The organism is Mesorhizobium sp. USDA 4775 (assembly GCF_054062655.1).
The window spans coordinates 143806-167768 of the sequence record NZ_JBSSFM010000002.1 but is presented as its reverse complement, the minus strand read 5'-3'; the positions used below and the strand labels follow the sequence as shown (position 1 = coordinate 167768).

Genomic DNA, 23963 nt, shown 5'->3' with positions numbered 1-23963 from the left:
TTGAGGGGTAAGGAAATTGAGGTAGCAGCGCGCCCATGACCGTGAGTGCACCGACCTACAAGAACCACCGCTATCCGATCGAAATCGTGGCCCGTGCTATCTGGCTCTACTTCCGCTTCAATCTGAGCTTGCGCGATGTCGAGGAAATGCTGCTCGATCGCGGGATCGTCGTTTCCTACGAGACCATCCGCCGATGGTGCCGAAAGCACGGCCCTGATTATGCGCGCCGCATACGGCCACATTGCAAACAACGTGACAACGCCGATGGTTCAACTCGCCTGGCTATGGCTGCGTCATCAACCGCAATCGGCGCTTGCTCTCTGGTTCCGTGGACGCGTCGATCAAAACGGCGGGCGGATGCGTAAGACAATGATCGTGGCGCTCGCCCGCAAGCTGCTAGTCGCACTCTGGAAGTATGTGACCGCCGGCATCGTGATCGAAGGCGTCGTGGTGAAGGCTGTTTGACCCTAATCCCGTAATCCGCCAGGACCCGATCAGTCCTGGCCGATCCAGGTGGATGAACCGATACCTGGCATGGCCTGAATGCCGTTTTGTAGAATGGTCTCATCCTCCTGAGCCCTTGCCCGCCGCAAGCGGGATATTGGTGCGCCGTCCTGAACGGCGACCGCATGTGAGGTTGATCGTGCTCGGAGACGGCCGGTCATGCAATCGGGCTCAGACATTGGATGCCGAAACAGTCCTGGAGTTCTGCGACAGAACCGACCGGTGGCCAGGTCATCTCGGAAGACCTCGGCATCAAGCTCGAGAATGTCGGCCTCAACATGCTCGGCCGCGCCAAGAAGGTGTCGATCTCCAAGGAGAACACCGCCATCGTCGATGGCGCCGGCAAGAAGTCCGAGATCCAGGGCCGCGTCGCCCAGATCAAGCAGCAGATCGAGGAGACCACCTCGGACTACGACAAGGAGAAGCTGCAGGAACGTCTCGCCAAGCTCGCGGGCGGCGTTGCGGTGATCCGCGTTGGTGGTGCGACGGAAGTCGAAGTCAAGGAAAAGAAGGACCGCGTTGACGATGCGCTGAACGCGACCCGCGCGGCCGTGGAAGAAGGCATCGTTGCCGGCGGTGGCGTGGCCCTGCTGCGCGCTTCGGCCAACATCAAGGCTGCCGGCGCCAATGCCGACCAGGCTGCTGGCATCAACATCGTGCGTCGCGCGCTGCAGGCTCCGGCCCGCCAGATCGCCTCGAACGCCGGTGTGGAAGCATCGATCGTTGCCGGCAAGATCCTTGAGAACAAGGGCGCGACCTTCGGCTACAACGTAAGCGGTGTTCTCAGGCCACGCTTTGAGATCGGGATTTGCGGCGTAGGCCCACGGCAGCAGTTGGTCGATCTGACTATTTGAATGCCCGTTGACGATCTTGGTGAGAACGTCAGAGAGATAGGCGAGCGGCTCGACATCGTTGAGCTTGGCGGTCTCGATCAACGACGCGATGGTTGCCCAGTGTTCGGCTCCGGCGTCGGAACCGGCAAACAGCGCATTCTTGCGATTGAGGGCAATTGGTCTGATTGAACAACGACGTTGGAGTCGATCTCGATCCGGCCATCGTCGATGAATCGGGTCAAGCCGTCCCAGCGTGACAAAGCGCAGCGGATTGCTTCGGCGAGCTTTGTCTTCTGGCTGATGTAGCTGAGTTGTTCATGCAGCCAGGGAGCAAGGCTGTCGGTGATCGGACGACTTCTTTCCTCGCGGGCGACATGACGCTCCTCGTGGGTCCGGCCACGTATCTCTTCTTCGATCCTGTAAAGTTCGGCGATGCGTCGCAGCGCCTCGCTGGCGATGGGTGCCGGACCGGCCGCAGCCAGCTCATAGAAGCGGCGTCGAACGTGGGACCAGCAGAAAGCTAGCAACACGGTGTTCTTTGCAGCGAGCGGGCGATATCCACTGTAGCCGTCTACCTGCAGGATGCCGACGAAGCCGTCGAGATGGGCCATCGGTCGTTCGCCTTTGCGATCTGGCGCATAGACATAGGCGACACCGGGCGGGTCATCGCCCTGCCACGGCCGGTCATCTCGTGCATAAGCCCAGAGCTGGCCGGTCTTGGGATGATCAAGCAGCCACTGATGGACCGGGCGCAGATGCCAGGCGGCACGGCCGACCCAGTCGGCGAGGGTCGCACGGTCGAGATCGATGCCCTGACGCTTGTAGATTTGCGCCTGGCGATACAGCGGCAAGTGGTCGGCATATTTGGAAATCAGCACCTGAGCGACGGTTGCTTCCGTCGGAATGCCGCCTTCGATCAGCCTTGCCGGGGCTGGAGCCTGAACAACGACCTCTCCGCAGGCCCGGCAGGCATACTTTGGGCGGCGCACCACAAGAACGCGGAATTGGGCGCGCACAAGGTCCAGCTTCTCGCTGACGTCCTCGCCGATACGATGCAGGTCGTTGCGGCAGCAGGGACAGGCGTGGTCATCTATATCGACCACGATCTCGATGCGCGGCAGATGTGCTGGCAGCGAATCTCTGTTCGTGCGGCGTTTGGCGACCTGCGCCTGTCGAACAGCGGGAGCGGCTTGCTCGTTGTCCTCCAGACCGGCAGCTTCGACTTGCTAGAGCGTTTCATGTTTTGACGGAAGCGTATCCGGCATTTTCGAAGTAGTTCTTGCATTCGGCTGCCTCGATGGTTTCGACGAGGTGGCCGATGTGGCGCCAAGTTTCCTCGACGGTGCGTTTCTGAGCCTGGCGCATCCAGTGTTTGATCTTGGCGAAGGCCTACTCAATCGGATTGAGGTCCGGAGAGTAGGGCGGCAGGTACCAAAGCCTGGCGCCGGCAGCCTTGATCATCTGCCTGATGGCCGCCGACTTATGACTTCCCAGATTATCCATGACGACGATGTCGCCGGGCTTCAGAACGGTGAGGAGCTGCTGCTCGACATAAGCGCGGAAGCATTGGCCGTTGATCGGTCCGTCGAAGACACAAGGTGCTGCGAGCCGATCCCAGCGCAGCGCGCCAAGGAAGGTCAGCGTGCGCCAGTGGCCGTGCGGCGCCAGGCCGCGCAGCCGCTTGCCCTTCGGCCCCCAACCTCGCAGCGGAGCCATGTTGGTCTTGATCCAGGTCTCATCGATGAAGACCAGGCACTGTGGATCGAGACCGGTCTGCCAAGATCGCCATCGCTGCCGCCTGCGGGCAATATCAGCGCGCGCCTGCTCAAGGGCGAACAGTGTTTTTTTTGAAGCTCAGGCCCTCGCGGCGCAGGAACATCCAGATCGTATTGTGCGAGACCTTGACCCCGCGCGCGGCCAACTCGTCTTTCAGCCTATGCAAACTCAGCTCAAAGGTCTGATTGATCCGCTCCACGATGAAGGCCCGATGCGGCTCAAGAATGCGCTTGCGATGTCCGCCCATCTTGCCCGGTGCCACCGAGCCGGTCGCCCGATAGCGCTGCGACCACTTCACGACAGAAGAAACTGCAACGCCAAAGCGCGATGCCACGGTACGGCAATTCTCGCCTGCGCCAACGGCTTCAACAACACGCTCACGAAGATCGTTTGAAAGCGCTCGCGTCATCAGATGCTGGCCTCCAATCCAGCCTGCATCTTGAATCACAAACAACCTGATTTGGGAATCCTACGATTCTCTCAAAACAGGAAACGCTCTAGGCCTCTTCAAGCCCAAGCAGAAGCTGATCCTCGGGAAGTGTCTCGGCACGGCGACCGAACCGGTGACGCTGCAATTCCTTGATGATCTGACGCAGGCGGGCGTTCTCCGCCTCGCGCGAAAGCACCATCGCTTTCAGCGCGTTCAGATCATCCGGAAGCTCGTCCGCCGTTATCGCCATGGATTGAGAACAGCATATTTTACCGCTTGGATCGAGGGGCTGGATAGTGCTGATTCAATTGGTCGCGGCCGTCATCCAGCCTTTACCGGCGTGCGCGTTTCTCCGCAATGATCTGCGCCTTCTGACCGTCGCTCCATTCGCGACGGCGGCCATTGACGGTGTAAACCTCGAACCGGCGCACCGGCTCATCCCTGGATTTAAGCGTAAGCTCTGAAATCGACATATGTCCAAGCCCCTCTTCCAGGCTGAACATCGACAATCATACGCTGATCCGGAAGGTGGGGTCAAAACAGCGCTTACGCTACAACGCCCAGACCGGCGAGTATGGCGACATGATCGCCATGGGTATCGTCGATCCGGTCAAGGTCGTGCGCACGGCTCTCCAGGACGCGGCTTCGGTCGCCGGCCTGCTCGTCACCACCGAAGCCATGATCGCGGAGGCTCCGAAGAAGGAGTCGGCTGGCGGCGGCATGCCTGGCGGCATGGGCGGCATAGACTTTTAATCCAGCCGATCCGGCTTCACATACGCGAAAGGGCGGCAGCGATGCCGCCCTTTTCCTTGAAGTGGATCCGGCCGGAAACCTTCGGCGCGTACGCCGGCCGTATGGCCGTAGTAGCGACGGTCGTGAAAGCAGGACAAGGAGAGATCGCCATCGTTCCCGCCGATGCCGCAACCCATCGCCTCAATCGCCGCAACGCGGCGCATCAGCGCCGCCTCCGAATAGCATGGCTCGTTCATGGCCTGCCTCCCCCTTTGGCGGGAACCGGGAGGCGGCTCCCTGAATGTTGAAACTATGCCGGCTGCGCGGTCCGCCAGCCTTCGTGGTAGGTTTCCCTTACCTGTCTCGCATAGGGCGCGGGCGCGACCTGTACCCTGATTTCGATCTGCTTGTGCCTCTCAACGGTGGTCTTGGCCGAGCCGCCGTCCGCCTCGCCCCAGACCAGTGTGAGGACATCGCCAATCTCTACGCTGGGGTCGACCGTTCCGAGCGACAGCATTGAGCGTTCATTGAAGGAATAGCCGGTGAACATCGACAAACCGACTGTCTTGCCCGCCTTTGTCACTTTGTCGTAGGACGACGAGGCATAGTTGGAAAGCGGCAGGTCGATGTATTTGTAGTTGCCGATGTCGGGTTCGAAAAAGGAGCGGAAGACCTTGGCGACATCATCGGCATTCCAGGCAAAGGTCACCTTCCTGCGATGCGGCTGGTCGGCAATCTTCTTTAGCGCCTCGCGGCCAATGAAATCATGGTCAAACTTGACGAACGACCCATAGCCGAGATCGTAAGGCGTGAGATAGTAGTCCTCGATGTCGTTGGAATCGAAGCTTCCGCCGATGGAGCCGGTCGCCTCGTAGCTGTCAGCCGGCAGCCATTCGCGGTAGGATTTCATTTCACGGCCCGTGTAGACGGCCGGCAGCGGCGAGGGGATCCAGCCCGATTCCAATGTATTGGTGGCGTAGGCGCGCGATCCAACCTGACGCAGGTCGAAATCCTTGCCGGCCTCGATGATTGCAGCCCGGATCTCTTCGCCTTCCTCGTAAGGTCCCCAGATCTCCAAGCCTGGCACACCCGACATACCATGTCGGAGCGCACGGACCCTGCGTCCAGCTATGGTGATGGCGTCCATGTTGAAGAATTTGATGTCGGGGACCGGACCGCCATTCAGCCTCTCGAGGATTTGTGGCGCATTCGGTCCTTGCACCTGGAATCGGTAACGCTTGCGCACCACGGGTTTGCCGCCGGGTCGGGACGGCGATCTGTCGTCGCGCTCCAGCCTGACGTCGTAGCCGCCGGTCTCGGCGTGAAACTGAACCCAGTTGATCGTCGGCGCACGACCGACGATCAGGAACTGCTGCTGCGCCAAATAGAAGATGATGACATCGCCGATCACGTGTCCGCCATGACTGCAGGGCACGAACTGTTTGGCCTTGTTAACGGTGAAATTCGTAAAACTGTTGATCGCCAGCCGTGAAAGGAGCTTTTCTGCGTCCGGCCCCTCAATCATCAACTCGGCCATGTGGTGCGCTTGGTCGAACAGCACGGCAGTTTCACGCCAAGCCCGCTGTTCGTCGCGCCAGTTGTTAAACTCCGACGGAACGACGGGATAGACATAGGCGCCGTTCTGCGAGTTGCGCAACATGCCAACGACGCTCTTCACGCCCGCCAGCTTCTGTTCGAGGTTTTTTACAACGTCCACCACTTGAAACTCCCTGGATTGTCTTGTTTTTGATACTTCGGCGGCTTCCGCCCACTTTCAGCAGTTGCGGCTAGACGCTGCGCCGGCTTAGCGCCGGGCGGCAGCTGGTCAAGGAGCGTCTCCTGCAGCGCCGTGAAACGGTTGGCGAGCGCCCGTGCCGGTCGTCCGGAGATGAGCGAAGTCAGGCGAGTGTGATACGCGCCATGTCCGGTCAAGGCTTTGCGATAGGCCTCGTCCGCGGCGGACTCGGGGCAGGAGATAAACGCCGTCCCGAGTTGCGCGGCAACTGCACCGAGATCAAGTGCCACTGCGATGCCTGCACCATCCATGATACCGCCCGCCGCGATGACGGGCCGATTGGCTTGGCGAGCGAGCAGCCGCGTCAATGCAAATGTGCCGAGACCGTCATCGGGCGAGGCTGGGTCGAAGACGCCGCGATGCCCCCCGGCTTCGATTCCCTGTGCCACGATGACATCGATGCCGGCCGCTTCGATCTTGCGGGCCTCTTCAAGGCTGGTCGCGGTCGCAAAGAGCATGATACCAGCCGCCTTCAGCGCCCTGATCGCGTCCGTCGACGGCAAGCCAAAATGCAGACTGACGGCGGGTGGCTTTGTTTCGAGCAGAAACGACAATCGTTCAGGGTCATCGTTGAGGCTCTTGTAGATCGTGCGGAGTTCCTTTGGAGCCTCGGCACCAAACTCGCGAAAGACCGGCGCTAGCCATTCGAGCCAGGCCGCTTCACGCTCGCGATCAACTTTCGCCGAGCCATGCACGAACACATTTACGTTAAAGGCGCGATCGGTCCTTGCGCGCAGTTCCTCGACCATCGTTCGCGCGCCATTTGCGTCGCTCGCGCCAATACCGATAGAGCCGAGCCCGCCGGCATTGGAGACTTTGGCAGCCAATGCCGGGGTCGAAACCCCGGCCATCGGCGCCTGAACGATCGGTAGTGTCATTCCAAGTTTATCCAGCACGAATGCTTCTCCTCGGCAGCTCAAGAGTTCGTCGGTCGGACCGAAGAATCGTATGTGCGTGGTCCGGCGATGCGCCTGCCCGAATCAGGTCAGTGACGAATGAGCGCCGTCGCACAGACAGAATCGGCTCCAGTGTTGTCATGGCTTCTAGGATCGGGCTCCGCCTTGGGTCGGAATTTTTGATTGACTAACGTTCACAAAAGAAGAATACATACTCGAAACAATTCTGCAATGGAGAATCTTCTATGGATCTCGCAGCTCTCGCGGTGTTCCGCACCGTCGCCCGCGAGCAAAGCATCACCCGAGCTGCCGGATTGCTCGGCCGCGTCCCTTCTAACGTCACCACTCGCATTCAGCAGCTCGAGGCCGAGATCGGTGTGCCGCTGTTCCAACGCGACAGGTGCTGTCACATTGATTTTGGCTTAACGGTTTGACGATAAGTCAGGTTGGCATGGTCGAAGCATGCGCCACCTACAAGAACCATCGCTTCCCGATCGAAATCGTTGCTCATGCCGCCTGGCTTTATTGCCGGTTCGGGCTGAGCCTGCGCGATGTTGAAGAAATGCTGCTGGAGCGGGGGATCGTCGTCTCCTACGAGAACATTCGCCGCAGGGGAAAGAAGCACAGTCCCGATTATGCACGTCGCCTGCGCCGCAAGGCGCCATCGAAAGACGATGTCTGGCATCTTGATGAGGTAGCCGTGCGCATCAACGGCAGACGGTGCCGGCTGTGGCGCGCCGTCGACCAGGACGGCTATGTGCTGGATGAGATCGCGCAGACCCGCCGCAATACCAAGGCGGCCAGGCGTCTGCTCATTCGTCTGCTGAAGAAGCAAGGCCTGTCGCTGAAGCGTATCGTCACCGATAAGCTGCGCTCCTATTCAGCGGCAAGACGTCAGGTCATGCCCAATATCGAGCACCGGTCGCACAAGGGCCTCAACAACCGGGCGGAGAACTCTCACCTGCCGTTTCGAAAGCGGGAGCGCATTCGGCAAGGCTTCCGCAGCATTGGCTCCCTTCAGCATTTCGTCTCCGTCTTCTCCGCCATACGCAATGTCTTTGTCCCCTCCCGCTCAAACAGGTCTGCCACGCAGATCCGAACTCACCGCCTCAATGCCATGGCAGAATGGAAGGCCGTGGCGTTGCAGATTGCCTGAAAACAGCTGTGGGCTTCCGCGCGTCCACGCTTCAAACAATGTGACAGCGCCGGAATAGGAGTTGATGAATGACCGAAGAGAACAATCGCCAGAATGCGGAATTGATGGAATTGACCGCGGATATTGTCGCGGCGTTTGTCCAAAATAACGCAGTACCTGTAGCAGGCCTGCCCGATCTAATTTCTTCAGTGAACTCCGCTCTCGTTAGCTTAGTCAAGCCAGCTGTAGTCGAGCAGCCAACACCGACACCGGCGGTCAATCCCAAAAAGTCTGTGTTTCCCGACCACATCATTTCTTTGGAAGACGGGCGCAAGTTCAAGTCGATGAAACGGCACTTGGGCTTGCTTGGCATGACGCCTGACGAGTATCGAGCTAAGTGGGGGTTGGCGCGGGACTACCCTATGGTGGCACCAAGCTACGCTGCACAACGGTCAGAGCTGGCGAAGTCTTTCGGACTTGGTCGCAAGGCGAGCGCAAAAATGCCCACCAAGAAGGCGCCAGCCAAGCGGGTGAAGGCCTAAGAAGACCCTGCCTCAGGCAAGCGGGCTCGATGCGATGACGCGTCAATCTCGACTGGCGAGCAGAAATACTATGTGTCGAACTTACCGGCCGACGCGAGCAGGCACCTCAGCAGTTGAAAGAGGAACTCGGCCTCGACCACTTCGAAGGTAGATCCTGGACCGGATTACACAGACACGCCTTGATGACCATGATCGCCTACGCCTTTCTCCAATCCCGCCGCCTCAAAGCAGCGGGACGGAAAAAAAAGAGTCGGGGGCCGCCGCCACAACCGAGCATGCCGGCCATCAGGCAGGCCATCCTCGACCTCTTCGCACGGCCGCCACCCAGGCGATGCCCCCACTGTGAGAAACTCCTCGCCGACGCCGTCGAATCTAAACTGCCAAAGTAGTGCTTGTCGTCCGAATCAAACGATGCGCTATGGGCCAAGTTCTTCATGGGAGCGCCACGACGACAGAGGCGATCCGTCGAGCGATACAACATAGTCAAGAGAGCCTGAGGACGCTGGCCAAACGCTACGGGGATTAACCAGAAGACGGTCGCGAAGTGGAAGACGCGGACTGCGGTGGCCGATCTGCCGACCGGCCCGAAGGAGCCGCGCTCGACGGTGCTCTGCGTCGAGGAAGAGGCGATCATCGTCGCCTTCCGTCGCTACACGCTGCTGCCACTGGACGACTGTCTCTATGCGCTGCAGCCAACGATCCCGCATTTGACCCGGTCTTCATTGCATCGCTGCCTGCAGCGCCACGGCATCGGTCGGCTGCCGGATGTCGAGGGTGACAAGCCCGCGAGAAAGAAGTTCAAGAGCTATCCGATCGGCTACTTCCACATCGACGTCGCCGAGGTGCGGACCGAACAGGGCAAGCTGCACATGTTCGTCGCCATCGATCGCACATCGAAGTGAGCCTTCGTCGAACTGCACGAGAAGGTCACCACCGCCGTCTGTGGCGCGACAATTCTGATGAGAAGCGCGCGACAATCTGGATGAGAATCTGGTGTCGCGGCGGAGGTGATGATCGCGGCATTGATTGCCGCGCGCAAGAGGGTTTGTCGGTTTGATTGTCGCGGCGCGTCAATCAGCGACGCTGTTGGCGGGTGTGGCATAGGACGCGGGGCGTCCCGGGCCACGCTTTCGCTCCATGGCCTCGCGGCGCCTGTAGCTCTCGACATTCATCTCGAAGATGGTGGCGTGATGGACGAGGCGGTCGACCGCGGCGAGCGTCATGGCGGGGTCGGGGAAGACCTTGCCCCATTCGCCGAACGGCTGGTTGGCGGTGATGAGCATTGAGCGCCGCTCGTAGCGGGCGCTGATGAGCTCGAACAGCACGCTGGTCTCGGCCTGGTCCTTGGTGACGTAGGCGAGATCATCGAGGATCAGGAGATGGAACTTGTCGAGCTTGGCCAGAGCGCTCTCGAGCGGCAGGTCTCGCCGTGCCGTCTGAAGCTTCTGGACGAGGTCGGTTGTTCTGGTGAAGAGCACCCGCCAGCCATTCTCGATGAGCGCAAGGCCGATGGCTGAAGCGAGATGGCTTTTGCCGCCGCCGGGCGGGCCGAACAGAAGCAGGTTCGCCCCCTTCTCCAGCCAGCTGTCGCCGGCGGTGATCGCCATCACCTGGGCCTTGGAGATCATCGGCACGGCCTCGAACGCGAAGGTGTCGAGGGTCTTGCCCGGCAGGAGGCGGGCCTCGGCGAGGTGGCGTTCGATGCGGCGGCGGTCGCGTTCGGCCAGTTCATGCTCGGTGATCGCGGCGAGAAAGCGGGCGGCGGGCCAGCCTTCCTTGTCGGCCTGTTCGGCGAATTGCGGCCACATGAGCTTGATGGCCGGCAAGCGCAGTTCGTTGAGGAGCAGGCTGAGCTTGGCGGTATCGACAGTGGTGTTGGTCTTCATGCCGCGTCTCCCGTCAGGCTGGCGCCGAGCAGGGCTTCATAGGCATTGAGCGGCGCAAGGCGCACGACGACATTCGGCAGCCGGGAGGGATCGGGGGCGAAGCGTTCCCGCAAGGCGGCCATGTCGGGCAATCGGCGCGCCTGCAGCGCGGCATCCAGTTGGTCGGCCAGTTCGCTCTCGCAGGCGCGCTCGTGAGCCATGGCGAGAAGATCCACCATGATGCGGCAGGCCTGCCGCTCCGGCAGCCGCTCCATGAGCATGTCGAAGGTGTGCCGATACGCCTCGCGCGGAAAGAGCTGGTCGCGATAGACCAGGTTCAACAGCGCCATCGGCTTGCGACGCAGCGAATGGATGACATGCCGGTAATTGACGACCTGATCGTGTTTGCCCGATGGAGAGGCACGTCCGCGCGGCAGCGTCACGAGAAGGGTGCCGCCGATGAAGATGTCCAGTCGATCGTCGAAAAGGCGCACCCTGAGCCGGTGGCCGATCAGGCGCGAGGGCACGGTGTAGAACACCTTGCGCAGCGTGAAGCCGCCCGATGAGGTGACGCGCACGGTGACCTCCTCGTAGTCGGATGTGCGCCGGACGGGCAGTTCCTGGAGCTCGGCGCGCTCGATGTCGATGCGCTTGGAATTGCGGGCGTTCATGCGGCTGACGATCTCGTCGACGAAGCGGCGGTAGCAGACCAGATCGCCGAAATCGCTCGATCCTCTCATCAGAGCCGCGTCGTCGATCGCCCGCTTGAGATGGCCGTGCGGGGCGTTGTTGCGTGGATCACCCGGCGACTGATATTGAGCGGTGGTTTTCAGTCTCCTGATCCGGATTTCGACGATGCCGCACAAGTTCAATGCCGATCGGCGGGACAAGATTGCCAAGCAGAAATATCGAGTGACGAATTGGCCGGCATATAATGAAAGCCTGCGTCAACGTGGTGATTTGACCATCTGGGTGAAGGATGAGGCCCTGTCTTTATGGACGGCGCGGAGGCGGACATCGCGGGGTGGTCAGCCGAAATACTCGGATCTGGCGATTACGTTGTGCTTGACCCTGCGCGTCGTCTACGGGCTGGCGCTACGCCAGACCCAAGGCTTGATGCGCAGTGTCGCGGCGCTGATGGGGTTCGATATTGCCGTGCCTGACTTCTCCACCCTGTCTCGCCGGAGCAAAGGGCTGGCGTTGCCGTCGACAAAGTCCCGAGCCACAACATCAGGTCCGGTCCATCTGGTTGTCGACAGCACCGGCTTGAAGGTCGAGCTATGGCGGAAAATGGGTGATGACGGTTTGAGAAGGGCGGCGTATCGAGGCGGGTGATTGAAGCCTGCCAGAACCTCTCAAGGAGAGCGATACGCCATGAACGAGACTATCAACATTGTTCGCCTTCGTCAGCCCGACGAGATCGATGATCCCCTGACGGATGTGCTCCGCACCGGCGCGCGCAAATTGCTGGCGCAGGCGATCGAGATGGAGGCCGAAGCGTTTCTTGCCGAGATGCGGGATCTGAAGCTGCCGGACGGACGTGAGCGGCTGGTCCGGCACGGTCGCGGCCCGGAGCGGAGCATCCAGACGGGGATCGGGCCGGTGCCCGTCAGCCGGGTGAAGGTCCGGGACCGCGGCGCGACCGGCGAAGCGGACCGGGTCCGGTTTTCCTCATCGATCCTACCCAAATGGGCGCGTCGGACGCGAAGTCTGGACGCGCTGCTTCCCGTTCTTTACCTGCGCGGCGTTTCGACGGGCGACTTTCAGGAAGCTCTGGCAGCCCTGCTCGGCAAGGAGGCAGCGAACCTCTCACCCTCGGTGATCACGCGGCTGACGGCAGAGTGGACCACCGAATACGAGCGTTGGCAAAAGCGCGATCTTTCGGCGCGCCATTATGTCTATGTGTGGGCGGACGGGGTCTATCTCCAGGCGCGCATGGAAGACCATGCCGAATGCATGCTGGTGCTGATCGGCGCCACGCCTGAGGGCAAAAAAGAACTCGTCGGCTTCCAGACAGGGATTCGTGAGAGTGCGCAGAGCTGGCGCGAGCTGCTGGTCGACGTGAAGCGTCGTGGCCTGCAAATCGCGCCCGATCTTGCCGTCGGCGACGGCGCGCTTGGCTTCTGGAGCGCGCTCGATGAGGTCCTTCCCGGCACCAAGCACCAGCGGTGCTGGGTGCACAAGACAGCCAACGTGCTCAACAAGGTGCCGAACTCAATGCAGGCCGGCATGAAGACAGATCTGCGCGAAATCTTTTCCGCCCCGAACCGAGCCTCAGCCGAGACGGCGATTGCCGTCTTTGTCGAGAAATATGATGCGAAATACGGCAAGGCGGTCGACTGCCTGACCAAAGATCAGAATGCCTTGCTGGCGTTCTACGATTTCCCCGCCGAACATTGGGATCATCTGCGGACATCGAATCCCATCGAGAGCGTTTTTGCCACCGTTCGCCATCGCACGGTGCGCACGAAAGGCTCCCTATCATCGAAGACCGCAAGGCTGATGGTCTTCAAACTGGTCATGGCCGCCGCCAGGACATGGCGACGATTGAAAGGACAAAATCAGTTGCCGAAACTCATCGCAGGTGCCAGATTCCAAGATGGAATCGAGGTCATCGAATTGAAGCCGCAGAGCGCCGCTTGATCAGCCTCGTCACCCAAATTCCAGCATAGCTCTTGAAGGTCTTCGGCGAGGGTGAGTGGCTGGAAAACAAGCACAAAACCAAGGGCAAACGCAAAAGATGGCGCAAACTGCACCTTGGTCTCAATCTTGTCAGTGGTGAGATTGTTTGTTCCGATCTGACCGTGGATGATGTCGGCGATCCGACAGCGTTACCAGGACTTCTGGACCAGATCGGTGGCCCCGTCGAGAAGTTCATTGCCGACGGCGCCTATGATGGAACGCCAACCCGAGATCTTCTGGCGACACGCTTTGGTGAGATCGTGGAGGTCATTATCCCACCTCCCAAGACTGCCGTTGCCAGCCCTCAATCGGTGCTGGTTCCATCTGTCCGCGATCGCCATATTGCAGAAATCCAGACCAAAGGGCGGATGGCATGGCAGAAATCCACCGGCTACAACAAGCGCAGTCGCGCTGAGACCCAGATGGGTCGATGGAAGGCTGTGATCGGGCCCAAACTCAAAGCGCGACATTTTGACAATCAGAAGACTGAAGCGAAGATTGGCGTCCGTGTTCTTAACCGGATGACAGAACTTGGCCGGCCCAAGTTCGAGCGCGTTGCATGAAAAATGCAGTGGATAGGGTTGCCTCGTCCAAAGTCTGATCCATGCAACAGGGCTCGCCCGTTCTGCCACAGCACCGATTTCGTCAAGAGCAGATAGTGCTGATGGATGGCGCCATCAAAGACCGGCACCGCCAAGACGCCCGGAAGGCATTTCTGCCGTTCGACATGTTCTGCCGGAAAATACCCGAAATGATGTAATCTTATCAGGTAGCGCCGCAATTTCTATCATAAATGCAAGAATCGTTCAATTGACTCACCTGCTTCATTCAGGTTTGTGCATCGGCCTGCGGCGCAGCAACTCGCAGAGATGCCAGACAAGCGAAACTGGCGCGCACTTCTCGAAGGAAACACGCCATGGGCCAGGTATCTCCTCGCTTTGCGCTCGACCACATGACGGCGGCATCACTAGACGTCAGTGCAGTTTTCTCACTTGCGCGCGACCATGGCCTGACCGAGGTTCAAATCCGTGACCATCATTTCAGCAATCCTGTTGCAAGCGCCTTTCCGGCCGCAGACATCCGGTGCGCCGCTACCAACGCCGGCGTCACGATAATTTCCATCAACGCCTTGCAACGCTTCAACGACTGGACTCTCAGGCGTCAAGCTGAGGCGATCGAGCTTGCTGACTATGCGGCGGCGTGCGGAGCAAAGATGGTCGTGCTGCTGCCGGTCAACGACGGCTCGTGGGCCGGCAATGGTGAGCGCCGTGACAGTCTGCGCGTCGCGCTAAACGCGCTCAATCCGATCCTCCAGTCGCGCGGTCTCATCGGCCTCATCGAGCCGCTGGGCTTTCGAACCTCCTCGCTTCCATCAAAGAAGGAAGCGGCCGTAGCGATTGCCGAAGTTGATGGTTCGTCCGTCTTCCGCCTCGTGCATGACACCTTCCACCACACCCTGGCAGGTGAAATATCGTTGTTTTGCGAGCTCACTGGCCTGGTGCACATTTCAGGCGTGAACGACCCGAGCTTCTGGATTTACCCAGATCGCTTCCTTGGTGGTTCCGACAATGGCAGCCAGATCCAGGCGCTGCTTGAAGGTGGCTACGCGGGCCCTTTTTCGTTCGAGCTGGTCAAGGAAGCCCACACACTGGACGATCTTGCAGACACCCTTGCCGCCAGCATTGATCTTATCCAGCGCGCTATGTTGAGGCGAAAGCGGGGGGTAGCAGACACAGGTGCCCCTGGCCCCCTCTGCGGTGTCACAACGGGCCAGCCATCCGAGTTGCCTCCTGCACCATTATCTTCCGCATCCAGATACTTCCCGGATCACTATTGTGCAGTGCCGGCCACTGGGCGGCTTCGGTGAAACCGGGAAGCGGCAGAGGAAGCTCGACGATCTGAAGGGGGAAAGTTTTTCGAAATGCCTGCCAGTCGGAAGGGCATCGTCCCCATACGAGATGTGCCCGACACCATGGGCGGGGATCATGCTGAAGCCCTGCACAACGACTTCAACACGTCTTTGAAGACCATGCTCAAGCAAGAACAGTTCCTCGATTGAGGGCTTCTGCGAACGTCCGAACCTTATGCACAGGTGCATCATCGAGAAATATCTCTCGAATGTAAGCTGCCGTGGCAGCTGCTTGTTCGTGGGACAGCCTACGCATACGAGCCTCCTCCTAAAGCGGCGATCAGATCGAACTGGGTTAAACGGATCTGATGAAATAATCGAGGACTGGATTTACAGGAGGGCATCGCGAACTGCAGGGCCAAGTGCTATCGCGCGTGATTCAGAATACGTTCGCGACCGCTCATGCTGAATAGTTCATCGCCGAAAACTCGCGCAGCCAGGCAACAGCCGCACTCGTGGCCGGCTTACTGAGGTTGGTGCGGCGTGCCGCCGCTGACAGGTTGCCCTCCGCCAGCGGCGCGTCGAGCACAACGAGGAGCTTTAAATCAAGCTGCTTGAAATGCATGTCCGCGGTCGTCCATCGAGTGGCCATCCATCGAGTGGATACCTTACATCGAAACAAAGGATTTTATTGTCGTTCTGGAATCTTGCATGGACAAACACCTGACGCGCCGATCACCGCTGCCCTCTATGCCGTGATGAGCGTCTTACGGACAGCCCGAAAGGAGAAATTCTTCCATGCGCTCAGCCGTGCAGTGGAGATTGTGCTGGGAAAATGACCTGCAACTGACCGACCATGTCGAACTCTCCGACTTCTTCCGAAAGATCTATGGCCGAATTGGGAGCTTCGACGCAAAGCCGTTCGAAGGCGGTCGCAGTTGGGCCGGCGCGAGACCGGAAGTCCGCTTAATTGCTAGCGACGCGCAGGGTATAGCCGCACACGTCGGCATACTGCGACGATTCATCAAGGTGGGCGAGGTCGATCTCTTAGTAGCTGAGTTAGGATTGTACGGGGTTCGGCCGGATCTAGAGAAGCTCGGAATCAGCTTTTCAATGCGCATGGTGCATCCAGTTCTGCAGCAGCTAGCCGTTCCCTTCGCTTTCGGCACGGTTCGCCACGCAATGCGTAGCCATGTGGAGAGGTTCTGCAGAGAGGGTATAGCGGCCATCGTGCCGGGCGTTAAAGTACGGTCGAGCCGTGCAAATGTGCATCATGACTTGCCGTCCACACGCCTGGAGGACGTGATCGTTTTGGTGTCGCCCATTGGACGCTCGATCGACGAATGGCCGCCGGGGGACGTGATCGACCGGAACGGTTCGGAGCTATGAAACTTCTGAACTGCAGGTGCGAGCCTGGAGTGACTGGGGTTGTGGCGCAGAAGATCGCAGCGTGTATGACCTTTGACGATCTCCCAATCCACTTTGCACCTCGATTGTTGGCGCAACATTGGATGCCGGCGACGTTCTCGTAGACGGAGCCTGCGCCAAAGAGCGGCCAGAATTCATCCGGCTTTAATGAGCATAGGGCTTTGTCAGTTGCACAGCCCCTTGGCTAATTCGCCACGTAAAACAAATTGAAAATCAAAGGAGCAGAAATGACTGATCAACTTGCAACGGAAATCATTGAGATAATCAAGAAACGCATCGAATCGGAGAGTTCCGAGGGCATCACTGCGCAATACGTCGGCGACATCACGACTGCGACGGAACTGACTGGGCTTGGCATTGACTCTCTGGGACTGGCGGACGTTCTCTGGGATCTTGAGCAGGCCTACGGCATCAAGCTCGAAATGAACACGGCGGAGGCCTGGTCTGATCTCCAAAATGTCGGCGACATGGTGGAAGCCATTCGCGGCTTGCTCAGCAAGGCGGCTTGAATGGATCGGCGCGTCGTCATCACCGGATTGGGCGGGCTTTGTGGACTGGGCACCGATGTCGCCTCCATTTGGACGGGCATGCGCGATGGCCGCTCGGCCATCGGCCCGATTATCAATCCACAGCTTCATGGGCTAGAGGGGACGATCGGCGCCGAGATCAAGAAGCTGCCGGAGCATGACGTCGACCGCAGGCAGCTCCTCTCGATGGACCGCTTCAGCCTGCTTGCCGTAATTTCAGCGCGCGAAGCGATGCGACAGGCCGGACTTTCCATCGATGAGTCAAATGCCCATCGCTTCGGCGCAGCTGTGGGCGTTGGTTTCGGCGGCTACGACGCGACCGAAAAGGCCTATCGCGCCCTCCTTTTGGGAGCCGCGGCACGCATTGATCTGTTCACTGGTGTGAAGGCGATGCCGAGTGCGGCTGCGTGCCATATCAGCATGAGCCTCGGCCTGCGCGGGCCGGTCTTCGGCGTGACCTCCGCCTGTGCATCAGCCAATCATGCGGTCGCTTCAGCTGTCGACCAGATCAGGGCCGGCCGTGCGGACGTGATGCTTGCGGGAGGCAGCGACGCGCCGTTCGTATTCATTGTGGTGAAGGCGTGGGAAGCAATGCGCGTGCTCGCTCCGGATACTTGCCGGCCCTTCTCCGCTGACCGAAAGGGCTTAGTGCTGGGCGAAGGGGCAGGCATGGCCGTGCTGGAAAACTATGATTATGCTGTTGCCCGCGGCGCTACAATTCTTGCCGAGGTCGCCGGCATCGGCCTGTCTGCTGATGCTTTCCATATCGCCGCGCCGGCAGTTCACGGGCCGGAGGCGGCGATGCGCGCATGCCTTGCCGATGCGAGGCTGAATCCCGAGGACGTGGACTACCTGAACGCGCACGGCACAGGCACCAAGGCCAACGATCAGGTCGAAACGGCGGCGATCAAGCGGGTCTTCGGTGCGCATGCTTGTTCGATGTCCGTCTCTTCCACCAAGTCCACCCACGCGCATTGCCTCGGCGCAGCGAGTGCGCTCGAAATGATTGCCTGTGTGAGGGCGATCCAAGAGGGGATCGTACCGCCGACCGCCAACTATCGCGAGCCAGACCCCGATTGCGATCTGGACGTCACGCCCAACGTGCCACGCGAGCGCAAGGTGCGTGTGGCCATTAGCAACGCATTTGCTATGGGCGGCATGAACGCAGTTTTAGCATTTAAACAGGTGTAGGAGCGCTGAGACATACAAATCCGGGCAGGGTCGCTTGCGCCCTGCGCTCATGAGTGCCCGAGCGGTTTTGGGCCGGATACGAATATACCTCGCGGGCCGAGGTCTTGGCGAGGATCAGGAGCGTCGAGCAAGGCATCCCATCGAACCCTAGGATTTCCGGCTCGATTTAGAGGTCACTGAACTAACCGGCAAGCAGGATTTGAGAAAGGATAAGAAATGTTCGAACTGACCGGCCGCAAGGCGCTCGTCACCGGCGCATCGGGAGGCATAGGCGAGGCGATTGCCCGCGTGCTGCATGCGCAAGGCGCCATTGTCGGCCTGCACGGCACCCGCATCGAGAAACTGGAAACCTTGGCGGGCGAACTCGGCGATCGGGTCAAGCTGTTCCCGGCCAACTTGTCGAACCGCGACGAAGTCAAGGCGCTCGGCCAGAAGGCTGAGGCCGAACTCGAAGGCGTCGACATTCTGGTCAACAATGCCGGCATCACCAAGGACGGCCTGTTCGTGCGCATGTCGGACGCCGATTGGAACTCCGTGATCGAGGTCAATTTGACCGCCGTTTTCCGGCTGACGCGCGAACTCACCCATCCGATGATGCGCCGTCGCCATGGCCGCATCATCAATATCACTTCCGTCTCTGGCATCACCGGCAATTCGGGCCAGACCAACTACTCATCCTCAAAGGCCGGCATGATCGGCTTTTCCAAGTCGCTGGCGCAGGAGATCGCTACCCGCAACATCACCGTCAATTGCGTCGCCCCGGGCTTCATCGAATCGGCCATGACCGACAAGCTCAACGACAAGCAGAAAGAGGCGATCATGGCAGCGATCCCGACGCGCCGCATGGGCACGGGTGCTGAAGTGGCGTCCGCCGTCGCCTACCTCGCCTCCAACGAAGCCGCCTACGTCACCGGCCAGACCATTCACGTCAATGGCGGCATGGCCATGATTTGAGCACTGAGTGTACCTGTAAATGATGGGGCATGGCCTCCGCAACCACCTAGATGTTTAGTCCCGGCATTTGCTGGAGCGGATTTAGCGTGAAGCGTTCCGGCTGTGCAGCCCAGGCCTTGCAGATGAACTCTTATGGGGTGAGGCCCTTGAGGGTCTTCAGTCTGCGAGCGAAGTTGTAGGCTGCGACGAAGTCGGCGAGGTGCTGCCGGAGCTGATCGTGGCTCTCATGGTAGAAGCGCTTGACGGTTGCGTCCTTGATAGTCCGGTTCATCCTCTCGACCTGGCCGTTGGTCCATGGCCCGACTTAAACACCGCCTGTGAGAATATGTCATTAAGTCAGCATGTTAGGCGCGCGCCGGCGCGTGTTACCACTACATTTTGGGGGGATCTCAGGCGAGTTGTTCGTCGAGGTTGTGTGGCAGAGCGATGCCAGCTGCCTTGAAGACGTTGCCCACTTGGCCGGTGACGTGAGTTCTGGTTGTGACGATGCGACCATCCTTTTCGATGGTGGCTTCCTGGAGGCGATCGAGATCGCGTAGGAGCGGCTGCCATTCGGGCGTCAGGCCTTTGGCCCGGCAGAGGCGGCGCAGTTCCTTGCTGAGCACGAGCGCCAGGAACGAGCAGAACACATGCCCGCGGATGGCGGCATCGGATTGGTGGAAGATCGGCCGGGTATTGAAGGTTGCCTTGGCGGCGCGGAACAGGCTCTCGACCTCGAGCAAATCGCGATACCGCAGCACGGCCTGGAGCGGGGTCACCTTCGCGTTGGTCCGCACCACGGTGATACCGTCGTAGCGGGCTTCCTCGGCAAGCTTGCCGACATCGATCTTGAAGTTCTTGCCGCTGGCCTTGAGGTAACGCCGGTAGGCCGAGTTGCCGACCAGTGCCTTGTCGCCCTTCTTGAGCTGTGCCTCGAGGCCGGCGATGATCGCCTGGCGGTCGGCCTTGTCCTTCTCGGCCTCGGCGTCATTGCGGCTGACGATGTAGCGGTCTTTACCGAACTTGACCTCTTTGACCCACAACTGAGTTTCACCGCGCTGGCGCTCGAGAACGAGCGGAACCATCGGCGCCGTGTCATTGAGCACGACGTTGTGGATCACGCTGCTCGAGCGTTCGCGGGCCCCCAGAATGTATTCCATGCCCAGCTTTTCGAGCGCGGCGATGGTATCGGCGCTGATCATGCCGCGATCGGCGACAACGCAGGCGCGTGTGACGCCGAAGCGCGTTCGCAGCCGATCGACCACCGGCAACAGGACGGTCACGTCAGCGGTGTTGCCAGGCACCATCTCGGTGCAGATCGGCCGGCCCTCGCCATCAACGACCAGCGCCAGGATCATTTGCGCCAGATCGGGGCGGAAGTCCTTGGAATGCCCGCGCTTGCCCAGCGTCTCGCCGCCCGCGCCGTAGAAGGATAACGAGGTTGTGTCCATGAACACAAGGCTGAGGTCGGTGAACAGGTCCTGCCGGCGCGCGAAGAGCTTTTCCTCGATCACGTCTTTCACGCAGCGCGCCACCAGCGCGCCTTGCGCCTTTTCGCCGCGTTCCTCGCCCAGCCACGCCATGGCCCGGTAAAAGTGATGGAGCGCCAGACCCTCGGCGCCCTCGATACCATAATCGGCCATCCAGTTCGCGCAGTCGCGGTCCGAGCCCGACACGAACAGCCGATGCAACGTGCCAATGAACACCGCCCGTTCCACCGCAAAGCCGAACTGGCGCCCTTCCAGCACCTCTTCCAGCACATCGCCAATCCCGAGCCGCTGCCACAGCCGCCCGAACAACAGCGGACCGCCAATGCGGCGAGAGGCAATCCGCCCCGCGTCAATGTCGGACAGGATGAGGCTGCGTTCGCCATGGCGCGCAATCGAGGCCGCCAATCTGTCAAGTTCGCCGCTGGCAACCAGCGCATCCTTGCGGCCCAGTGCCTTTATCGTGCGCTGGCGAACGGTTTTGCCGTCGCGGACACTTTCCACGAGGTAGAGATAGCGATGGCCGCGCGCGACTCTCTCAACGACAAACATGCCAGCGTTGTTAGTAAATAAATGCCATAAAATCCATACAACATGCGGCTAGCAGATCAAATGTTGTTACCACACATTTTCGCGCCCGAAATTCAAGGCAAATGAATTCAATGGCTTAACGGACAGTGTTCGCTATCCGTTCACGTCCAACTGTTCAAGTTGGGCATGGGTGCCTGGCCTTGGTGGTGCGGTGGTCGATGTCGTTCCTGGCGCAGAGAGGCCCTCGGCCAGCACGTCATGCCAGACGCGACGAGACCCATAGGTGCGGTCGCTGCTATTGAAGCTTCGGTCGACCCTGGAAACGAGGATCTCGTCATGCCGGGAGCGAGCGCTGGGGCTGCGGTTGAGCCAGGCATGGAAGCCTGATCGGGACACATCCAGCACCTCATGTCACTTCCCTCGCGAAGTAGGCTGCGGTTTTTTTTTGGATGTCGCGCTCCGCCTTCAGCTTGGCCACTTCCTTGCGCAGCCGGTCGATCTCCTGCTGCTCCGGCTTCATCTGCCCATGACCGGGAAACGCATGCTGCGGATCGGTCGATAGCTCACGCACCCATTTGCGCAGCACATTCTCGTGGACATCGAGGTCGCGGGCAGCCTGGGCCACCGCAACGCCCCGATCCTTGATCAATCTCACCGCCTCAAGCTTGAACTCGCGGCTGAATTTCCTTCTCTGCATTCCAACTCTCCAGTTCCGTTAAACACCTTATCTCGGTGTCCACGAAACCGGCAGCAGGCCATGGTTCTGAACTCCACTCCTCGGAGCTCAACGCGCAACTCGTGCCAAACAACTGGTCCCCTCGATCTGTCGGCCTCATTCCTGATCCAGACTATAAGAGGGGTCGATGGCAGTCAGAGTAAATTCAGGAGCGCCTGGACTCTCGTGTGCTTTCAGCGGGCTAGCCATCCGAGATGCCTCCTGCACCATTATCTCCCGCATCCAGATGCTTCCCGGATCGCTATTGTGGAGTGCCGGCCACTGGGCGGCTTCGGTGAAACCGGGAAGCGGCAGAGGAAGCTCGACGACCTGAAGGGGGAACATTTTTTCAAAATGCCTGACCAGTCGCAAGGGCATCGTCCCTATACGAGGTGTGCCTGACACCATGGGCGGGATCATGCTGAAGCCCTGCACAACAACTTCAACACGTCTTTGAAGGCCATGCTCAAGCAAGAACTGTTCCTCGATTGAGGGCTTCTGCAAACGTCCGAACCTTACGCACACGTGCCTCATCGAGAGATATCTCTCGAATGTAAGCTGCCGTGGCAGCTGCTTGTTCGTGGGACAGCCTACGCATACGAGCCTCTCGTAGAAAAGCGACACTCGCGGATGCGTGTTTGACATGAACACATCCGGAATAACCAAAAAGTCGACGTCACCGCGCCGGAGGAGCTCATCGGGGATGTCGTCGTGAGGCAGCAATTCGAAGGTAACGGCGGGGGCTTCCCGGGCAACACGCTCCACCACTTTTTCAAAAAACACGAGCGTAGCGAAATCGGAAATAATGATCCTAAAGCGGCGATCAGATCGAGCTGGGTTAAATGGATCTGATGAAATAATCGAGGACTGAATGTACAGGAGGGCATCGCGAACTGCAGGGCCAAGTGCTATCGCGCGTGATGTAAGAATACGTTCGCGACCACTCATGCTGAATAGTTCATCGCCGAAAAACTCGCGCAGCCGGGCAACAGCCGCACTCATGGCCGGCTGACTGAGGTTGATGCGGCGTGCCGCCGCTGACAGGTTGCGCTCCGCCAGCAGCGCGTCGAGCACGACGAGGAGGTTTAAATCAAGCCCCTTGAAACGCATGTCCGCCATCCACCGAGCGGCCATCCATCGAGTGGATACCTCTCATCGAAACAAAGAATTTTACCAGCTTTGCTGAACGTCGCATAGGGACCTTGCAAGGATGTAAGCCTGAAATGAAACTTGGTGTTTACGTTGGTGACGAGCAGCATTGCCGGTGACGCCTTACGGCGTCATCCGGATGTTTATAGCGGTTAAGCTTCTCCGGTAATCTACGTCAACCACAACGCGTCGGCTCGACGCGACAAGCTCCCTATCATTAGGCGCTTACCTCAAGAAAACACGAACAAATACGAGGTCTTTCCATGCGTTCTGATGTGCGGTGGACGTTGTGCAGGGGCAATGAGTCGCAACATGCTCAGCATGTAGAACTCTCGGGCTTTAAACAGGACATCTGTACACGGGTCGTCACCGAAGAGCGCAGTGTTTATCTGACATTTGACGACGGTCCGAACCCGATTTGGACACCGGAGGTCCTCGATTTGCTGGCGCAACATCGGGTACCGGCGACATTCTTCGTGATCGGTGCCGAGGCTGTAGACCAACCGGAACTTATCCGGCGAATGATTGCAGATGGGCACGAAGTAGCCAATCACACGATGACTCATCCGGATCTCTTCGAATGCGAACTGGGCGAAGTCGAATGTGAAATAGCTGGGGCGAGCAGAGCCATCCGGTTGGCGTGTCCAGAGGCCACGGTACGGCACTTTCGAGCCCCGTATGGGAGCTGGACCGAAGAAGTTCTCGCTACGTCGGCGAGTGCTGGATTGGCCGCCCTGCATTGGTCAGTTGATCCACGAGACTGGTCTCGACCCGGCGCCGATTCGATTGTCGATGCGGTACTCGCCGGCCTCCGACCGGGTGCAATTGTGCTCTTGCACGATGGGTGCGAGCGCAACCACACCGAGCCACGCGACCAGACAATTACGGCGCTGTCCCACCTGATTCCATCGTTGCATGACCGCGGATTCGTAGTCCGATCCCTTCCTCAACATCATTGAACAA

The 23963-nt window shown here is 59.6% G+C and carries 18 protein-coding genes and 14 pseudogenes; 18 read left to right on the top strand and 14 right to left on the bottom strand.

What is annotated here, in order from left to right; all coding sequences use genetic code 11:
• Positions 1 to 35 precede the first annotated feature (35 nt).
• The 3 pseudogenes from ACVILI_RS32670 to ACVILI_RS32660 form a co-directional block, all read left to right on the top strand.
• A pseudogene (locus ACVILI_RS32670) lies at positions 36 to 254 on the top strand (IS6 family transposase); the annotation flags it as partial.
• Positions 255 to 258: 4 nt separating this feature from the next.
• Positions 259 to 465: pseudogene (locus tag ACVILI_RS32665) on the top strand (IS110 family transposase); the annotation flags it as partial.
• A gap of 203 nt (positions 466 to 668) precedes the next feature.
• Positions 669 to 1280 (top strand): annotated as a pseudogene (locus tag ACVILI_RS32660) (TCP-1/cpn60 chaperonin family protein); the annotation flags it as partial.
• Positions 1281 to 1298: 18 nt separating this feature from the next.
• Here ACVILI_RS32660 and tnpC read toward each other — a convergent pair.
• The 4 genes and pseudogenes from tnpC to ACVILI_RS32640 all read right to left on the bottom strand — a co-directional run.
• A pseudogene (gene tnpC / locus ACVILI_RS32655) lies at positions 1299 to 2563 on the bottom strand (IS66 family transposase); the annotation flags it as partial.
• A 10-nt stretch (positions 2564 to 2573) separates the two neighbouring features.
• Positions 2574 to 3522, bottom strand: a pseudogene (locus tag ACVILI_RS32650) (IS630 family transposase).
• A 91-nt stretch (positions 3523 to 3613) separates the two neighbouring features.
• Positions 3614 to 3793: pseudogene (locus ACVILI_RS32645) on the bottom strand (transposase domain-containing protein); the annotation flags it as partial.
• 82 nt (positions 3794 to 3875) lie between these two features.
• Positions 3876 to 4046: a hypothetical protein gene (locus ACVILI_RS32640; protein ID WP_167365358.1), complete on the bottom strand. Its 171-nt coding sequence runs from the start codon at positions 4044 to 4046 to the stop codon at positions 3876 to 3878.
• 49 nt (positions 4047 to 4095) lie between these two features.
• Between ACVILI_RS32640 and groEL the strand changes: the two are divergent.
• Positions 4096 to 4296, top strand: a pseudogene (groEL, locus tag ACVILI_RS32635) (chaperonin GroEL); the annotation flags it as partial.
• Here the strand turns inward: groEL and ACVILI_RS32630 are convergent.
• Genes ACVILI_RS32630 through ACVILI_RS32620 form a run of 3 tightly spaced genes read right to left on the bottom strand, consistent with a single transcriptional unit; the run spans position 4293 to position 6966 of the window.
• On the bottom strand, positions 4293 to 4532 hold the full coding sequence (locus ACVILI_RS32630) for a hypothetical protein (protein ID WP_038655149.1): 240 nt from the start codon (positions 4530 to 4532) through the stop codon (positions 4293 to 4295). The pseudogene groEL and the gene ACVILI_RS32630 sit on opposite strands and share 4 nt — an antisense overlap.
• Positions 4533 to 4585: 53 nt before the next feature.
• Complete coding sequence (ligM, locus tag ACVILI_RS32625) at positions 4586 to 5992, bottom strand: vanillate/3-O-methylgallate O-demethylase (RefSeq protein ID WP_038655152.1); 1407 nt, start codon at positions 5990 to 5992, stop codon at positions 4586 to 4588.
• Entirely contained in the window at positions 5980 to 6966 is a 987-nt protein-coding gene (locus ACVILI_RS32620; RefSeq protein ID WP_457102772.1) for an NAD(P)H-dependent flavin oxidoreductase, read from the bottom strand. Before ACVILI_RS32620 ends, ligM begins: the two co-directional genes overlap by 13 nt.
• 245 nt (positions 6967 to 7211) lie before the next feature.
• Between ACVILI_RS32620 and ACVILI_RS32615 the strand changes: the two genes are divergently transcribed.
• From ACVILI_RS32615 to ACVILI_RS32595, 5 genes and pseudogenes are all read left to right on the top strand, one after another.
• Positions 7212 to 7400, top strand: coding sequence for a LysR family transcriptional regulator (locus ACVILI_RS32615; protein ID WP_457102771.1), 189 nt, complete (start codon positions 7212 to 7214; stop codon positions 7398 to 7400).
• A gap of 17 nt (positions 7401 to 7417) precedes the next feature.
• Positions 7418 to 8122, top strand: coding sequence for an IS6 family transposase (locus ACVILI_RS32610; protein WP_038655155.1), 705 nt, complete (start codon positions 7418 to 7420; stop codon positions 8120 to 8122).
• 68 nt (positions 8123 to 8190) lie between these two features.
• Positions 8191 to 8643 carry a MucR family transcriptional regulator gene (locus ACVILI_RS32605; RefSeq protein WP_038655158.1) on the top strand — a complete coding sequence of 151 codons (453 nt, stop codon included), beginning with the start codon at positions 8191 to 8193 and terminating at the stop codon, positions 8641 to 8643.
• Between the two features lie 48 nt (positions 8644 to 8691).
• Positions 8692 to 8989: pseudogene (locus tag ACVILI_RS32600) on the top strand (IS701 family transposase); the annotation flags it as partial.
• A 72-nt stretch (positions 8990 to 9061) separates the two neighbouring features.
• Positions 9062 to 9542 (top strand): annotated as a pseudogene (locus ACVILI_RS32595) (IS481 family transposase); the annotation flags it as partial.
• 171 nt (positions 9543 to 9713) lie between these two features.
• Here the strand turns inward: ACVILI_RS32595 and istB are convergent.
• Positions 9714 to 10529, bottom strand: a complete 816-nt coding sequence (gene istB, locus ACVILI_RS32590; RefSeq protein ID WP_457102770.1) for a P-loop NTPase family protein — start codon at positions 10527 to 10529, stop codon at positions 9714 to 9716.
• Positions 10526 to 11287: pseudogene (locus ACVILI_RS32585) on the bottom strand (Mu transposase domain-containing protein); the annotation flags it as partial. The gene istB and the pseudogene ACVILI_RS32585, both read right to left, overlap by 4 nt.
• A 76-nt stretch (positions 11288 to 11363) precedes the next feature.
• Between ACVILI_RS32585 and ACVILI_RS32580 the strand changes: the two are divergent.
• From ACVILI_RS32580 to ACVILI_RS32565, 4 genes and pseudogenes are all read left to right on the top strand, one after another.
• Positions 11364 to 11843, top strand: a complete 480-nt coding sequence (locus ACVILI_RS32580; protein WP_457102769.1) for a transposase — start codon at positions 11364 to 11366, stop codon at positions 11841 to 11843.
• Positions 11844 to 11882: 39 nt separating this feature from the next.
• Positions 11883 to 13151 (top strand): IS256 family transposase, encoded by a 1269-nt coding sequence (locus ACVILI_RS32575; RefSeq protein ID WP_457102496.1) that lies wholly within the window; start codon positions 11883 to 11885, stop codon positions 13149 to 13151.
• Positions 13152 to 13183: 32 nt separating this feature from the next.
• Positions 13184 to 13753 carry an IS5 family transposase gene (locus ACVILI_RS32570; RefSeq protein ID WP_457102768.1) on the top strand — a complete coding sequence of 190 codons (570 nt, stop codon included), beginning with the start codon at positions 13184 to 13186 and terminating at the stop codon, positions 13751 to 13753.
• Positions 13754 to 14106: 353 nt separating this feature from the next.
• A pseudogene (locus tag ACVILI_RS32565) lies at positions 14107 to 14895 on the top strand (TIM barrel protein); the annotation flags it as partial.
• Between the two features lie 55 nt (positions 14896 to 14950).
• Here ACVILI_RS32565 and ACVILI_RS32560 read toward each other — a convergent pair.
• A pseudogene (locus ACVILI_RS32560) lies at positions 14951 to 15664 on the bottom strand (LysR family transcriptional regulator).
• Positions 15665 to 15837: 173 nt separating this feature from the next.
• Here ACVILI_RS32560 and ACVILI_RS32555 point away from each other — a divergent pair.
• The 4 genes from ACVILI_RS32555 (at position 15838) to fabG (ending at position 19139) form a co-directional block, all read left to right on the top strand.
• Entirely contained in the window at positions 15838 to 16428 is a 591-nt protein-coding gene (locus ACVILI_RS32555) for a NodA family N-acyltransferase (RefSeq protein WP_038655169.1), read from the top strand.
• Positions 16429 to 16694: 266 nt separating this feature from the next.
• The gene (locus tag ACVILI_RS32550; protein ID WP_038655172.1) at positions 16695 to 16976 is read left to right on the top strand and encodes an acyl carrier protein; all 282 of its coding nucleotides are present in this window, start codon (positions 16695 to 16697) and stop codon (positions 16974 to 16976) included.
• Positions 16977 to 18185 carry a beta-ketoacyl-[acyl-carrier-protein] synthase family protein gene (locus tag ACVILI_RS32545; RefSeq protein WP_038655175.1) on the top strand — a complete coding sequence of 403 codons (1209 nt, stop codon included), beginning with the start codon at positions 16977 to 16979 and terminating at the stop codon, positions 18183 to 18185.
• Positions 18186 to 18401: 216 nt separating this feature from the next.
• On the top strand, positions 18402 to 19139 hold the full coding sequence (fabG, locus tag ACVILI_RS32540; protein ID WP_091586622.1) for a 3-oxoacyl-[acyl-carrier-protein] reductase: 738 nt from the start codon (positions 18402 to 18404) through the stop codon (positions 19137 to 19139).
• A gap of 46 nt (positions 19140 to 19185) precedes the next feature.
• Here fabG and ACVILI_RS32535 read toward each other — a convergent pair.
• The 4 genes and pseudogenes from ACVILI_RS32535 to ACVILI_RS32520 form a co-directional block, all read right to left on the bottom strand.
• A pseudogene (locus ACVILI_RS32535) lies at positions 19186 to 19437 on the bottom strand (integrase core domain-containing protein); the annotation flags it as partial.
• A 91-nt stretch (positions 19438 to 19528) separates the two neighbouring features.
• The gene (locus ACVILI_RS32530; RefSeq protein WP_457102397.1) at positions 19529 to 21157 is read right to left on the bottom strand and encodes an IS1634 family transposase; all 1629 of its coding nucleotides are present in this window, start codon (positions 21155 to 21157) and stop codon (positions 19529 to 19531) included.
• Positions 21158 to 21370: 213 nt separating this feature from the next.
• Positions 21371 to 21833: pseudogene (locus tag ACVILI_RS32525) on the bottom strand (transposase); the annotation flags it as partial.
• A 135-nt stretch (positions 21834 to 21968) separates the two neighbouring features.
• A complete protein-coding gene (locus ACVILI_RS32520; protein WP_051727029.1) occupies positions 21969 to 22961 on the bottom strand; it encodes a LysR family transcriptional regulator in 993 nt (330 codons plus the stop codon).
• A 302-nt stretch (positions 22962 to 23263) separates the two neighbouring features.
• On the opposite strand from ACVILI_RS32520, the gene nodB reads away from it, so the two are divergent.
• Positions 23264 to 23959, top strand: coding sequence for a chitooligosaccharide deacetylase NodB (gene nodB, locus ACVILI_RS32515; protein ID WP_084791865.1), 696 nt, complete (start codon positions 23264 to 23266; stop codon positions 23957 to 23959).
• Positions 23960 to 23963 lie beyond the last annotated feature (4 nt).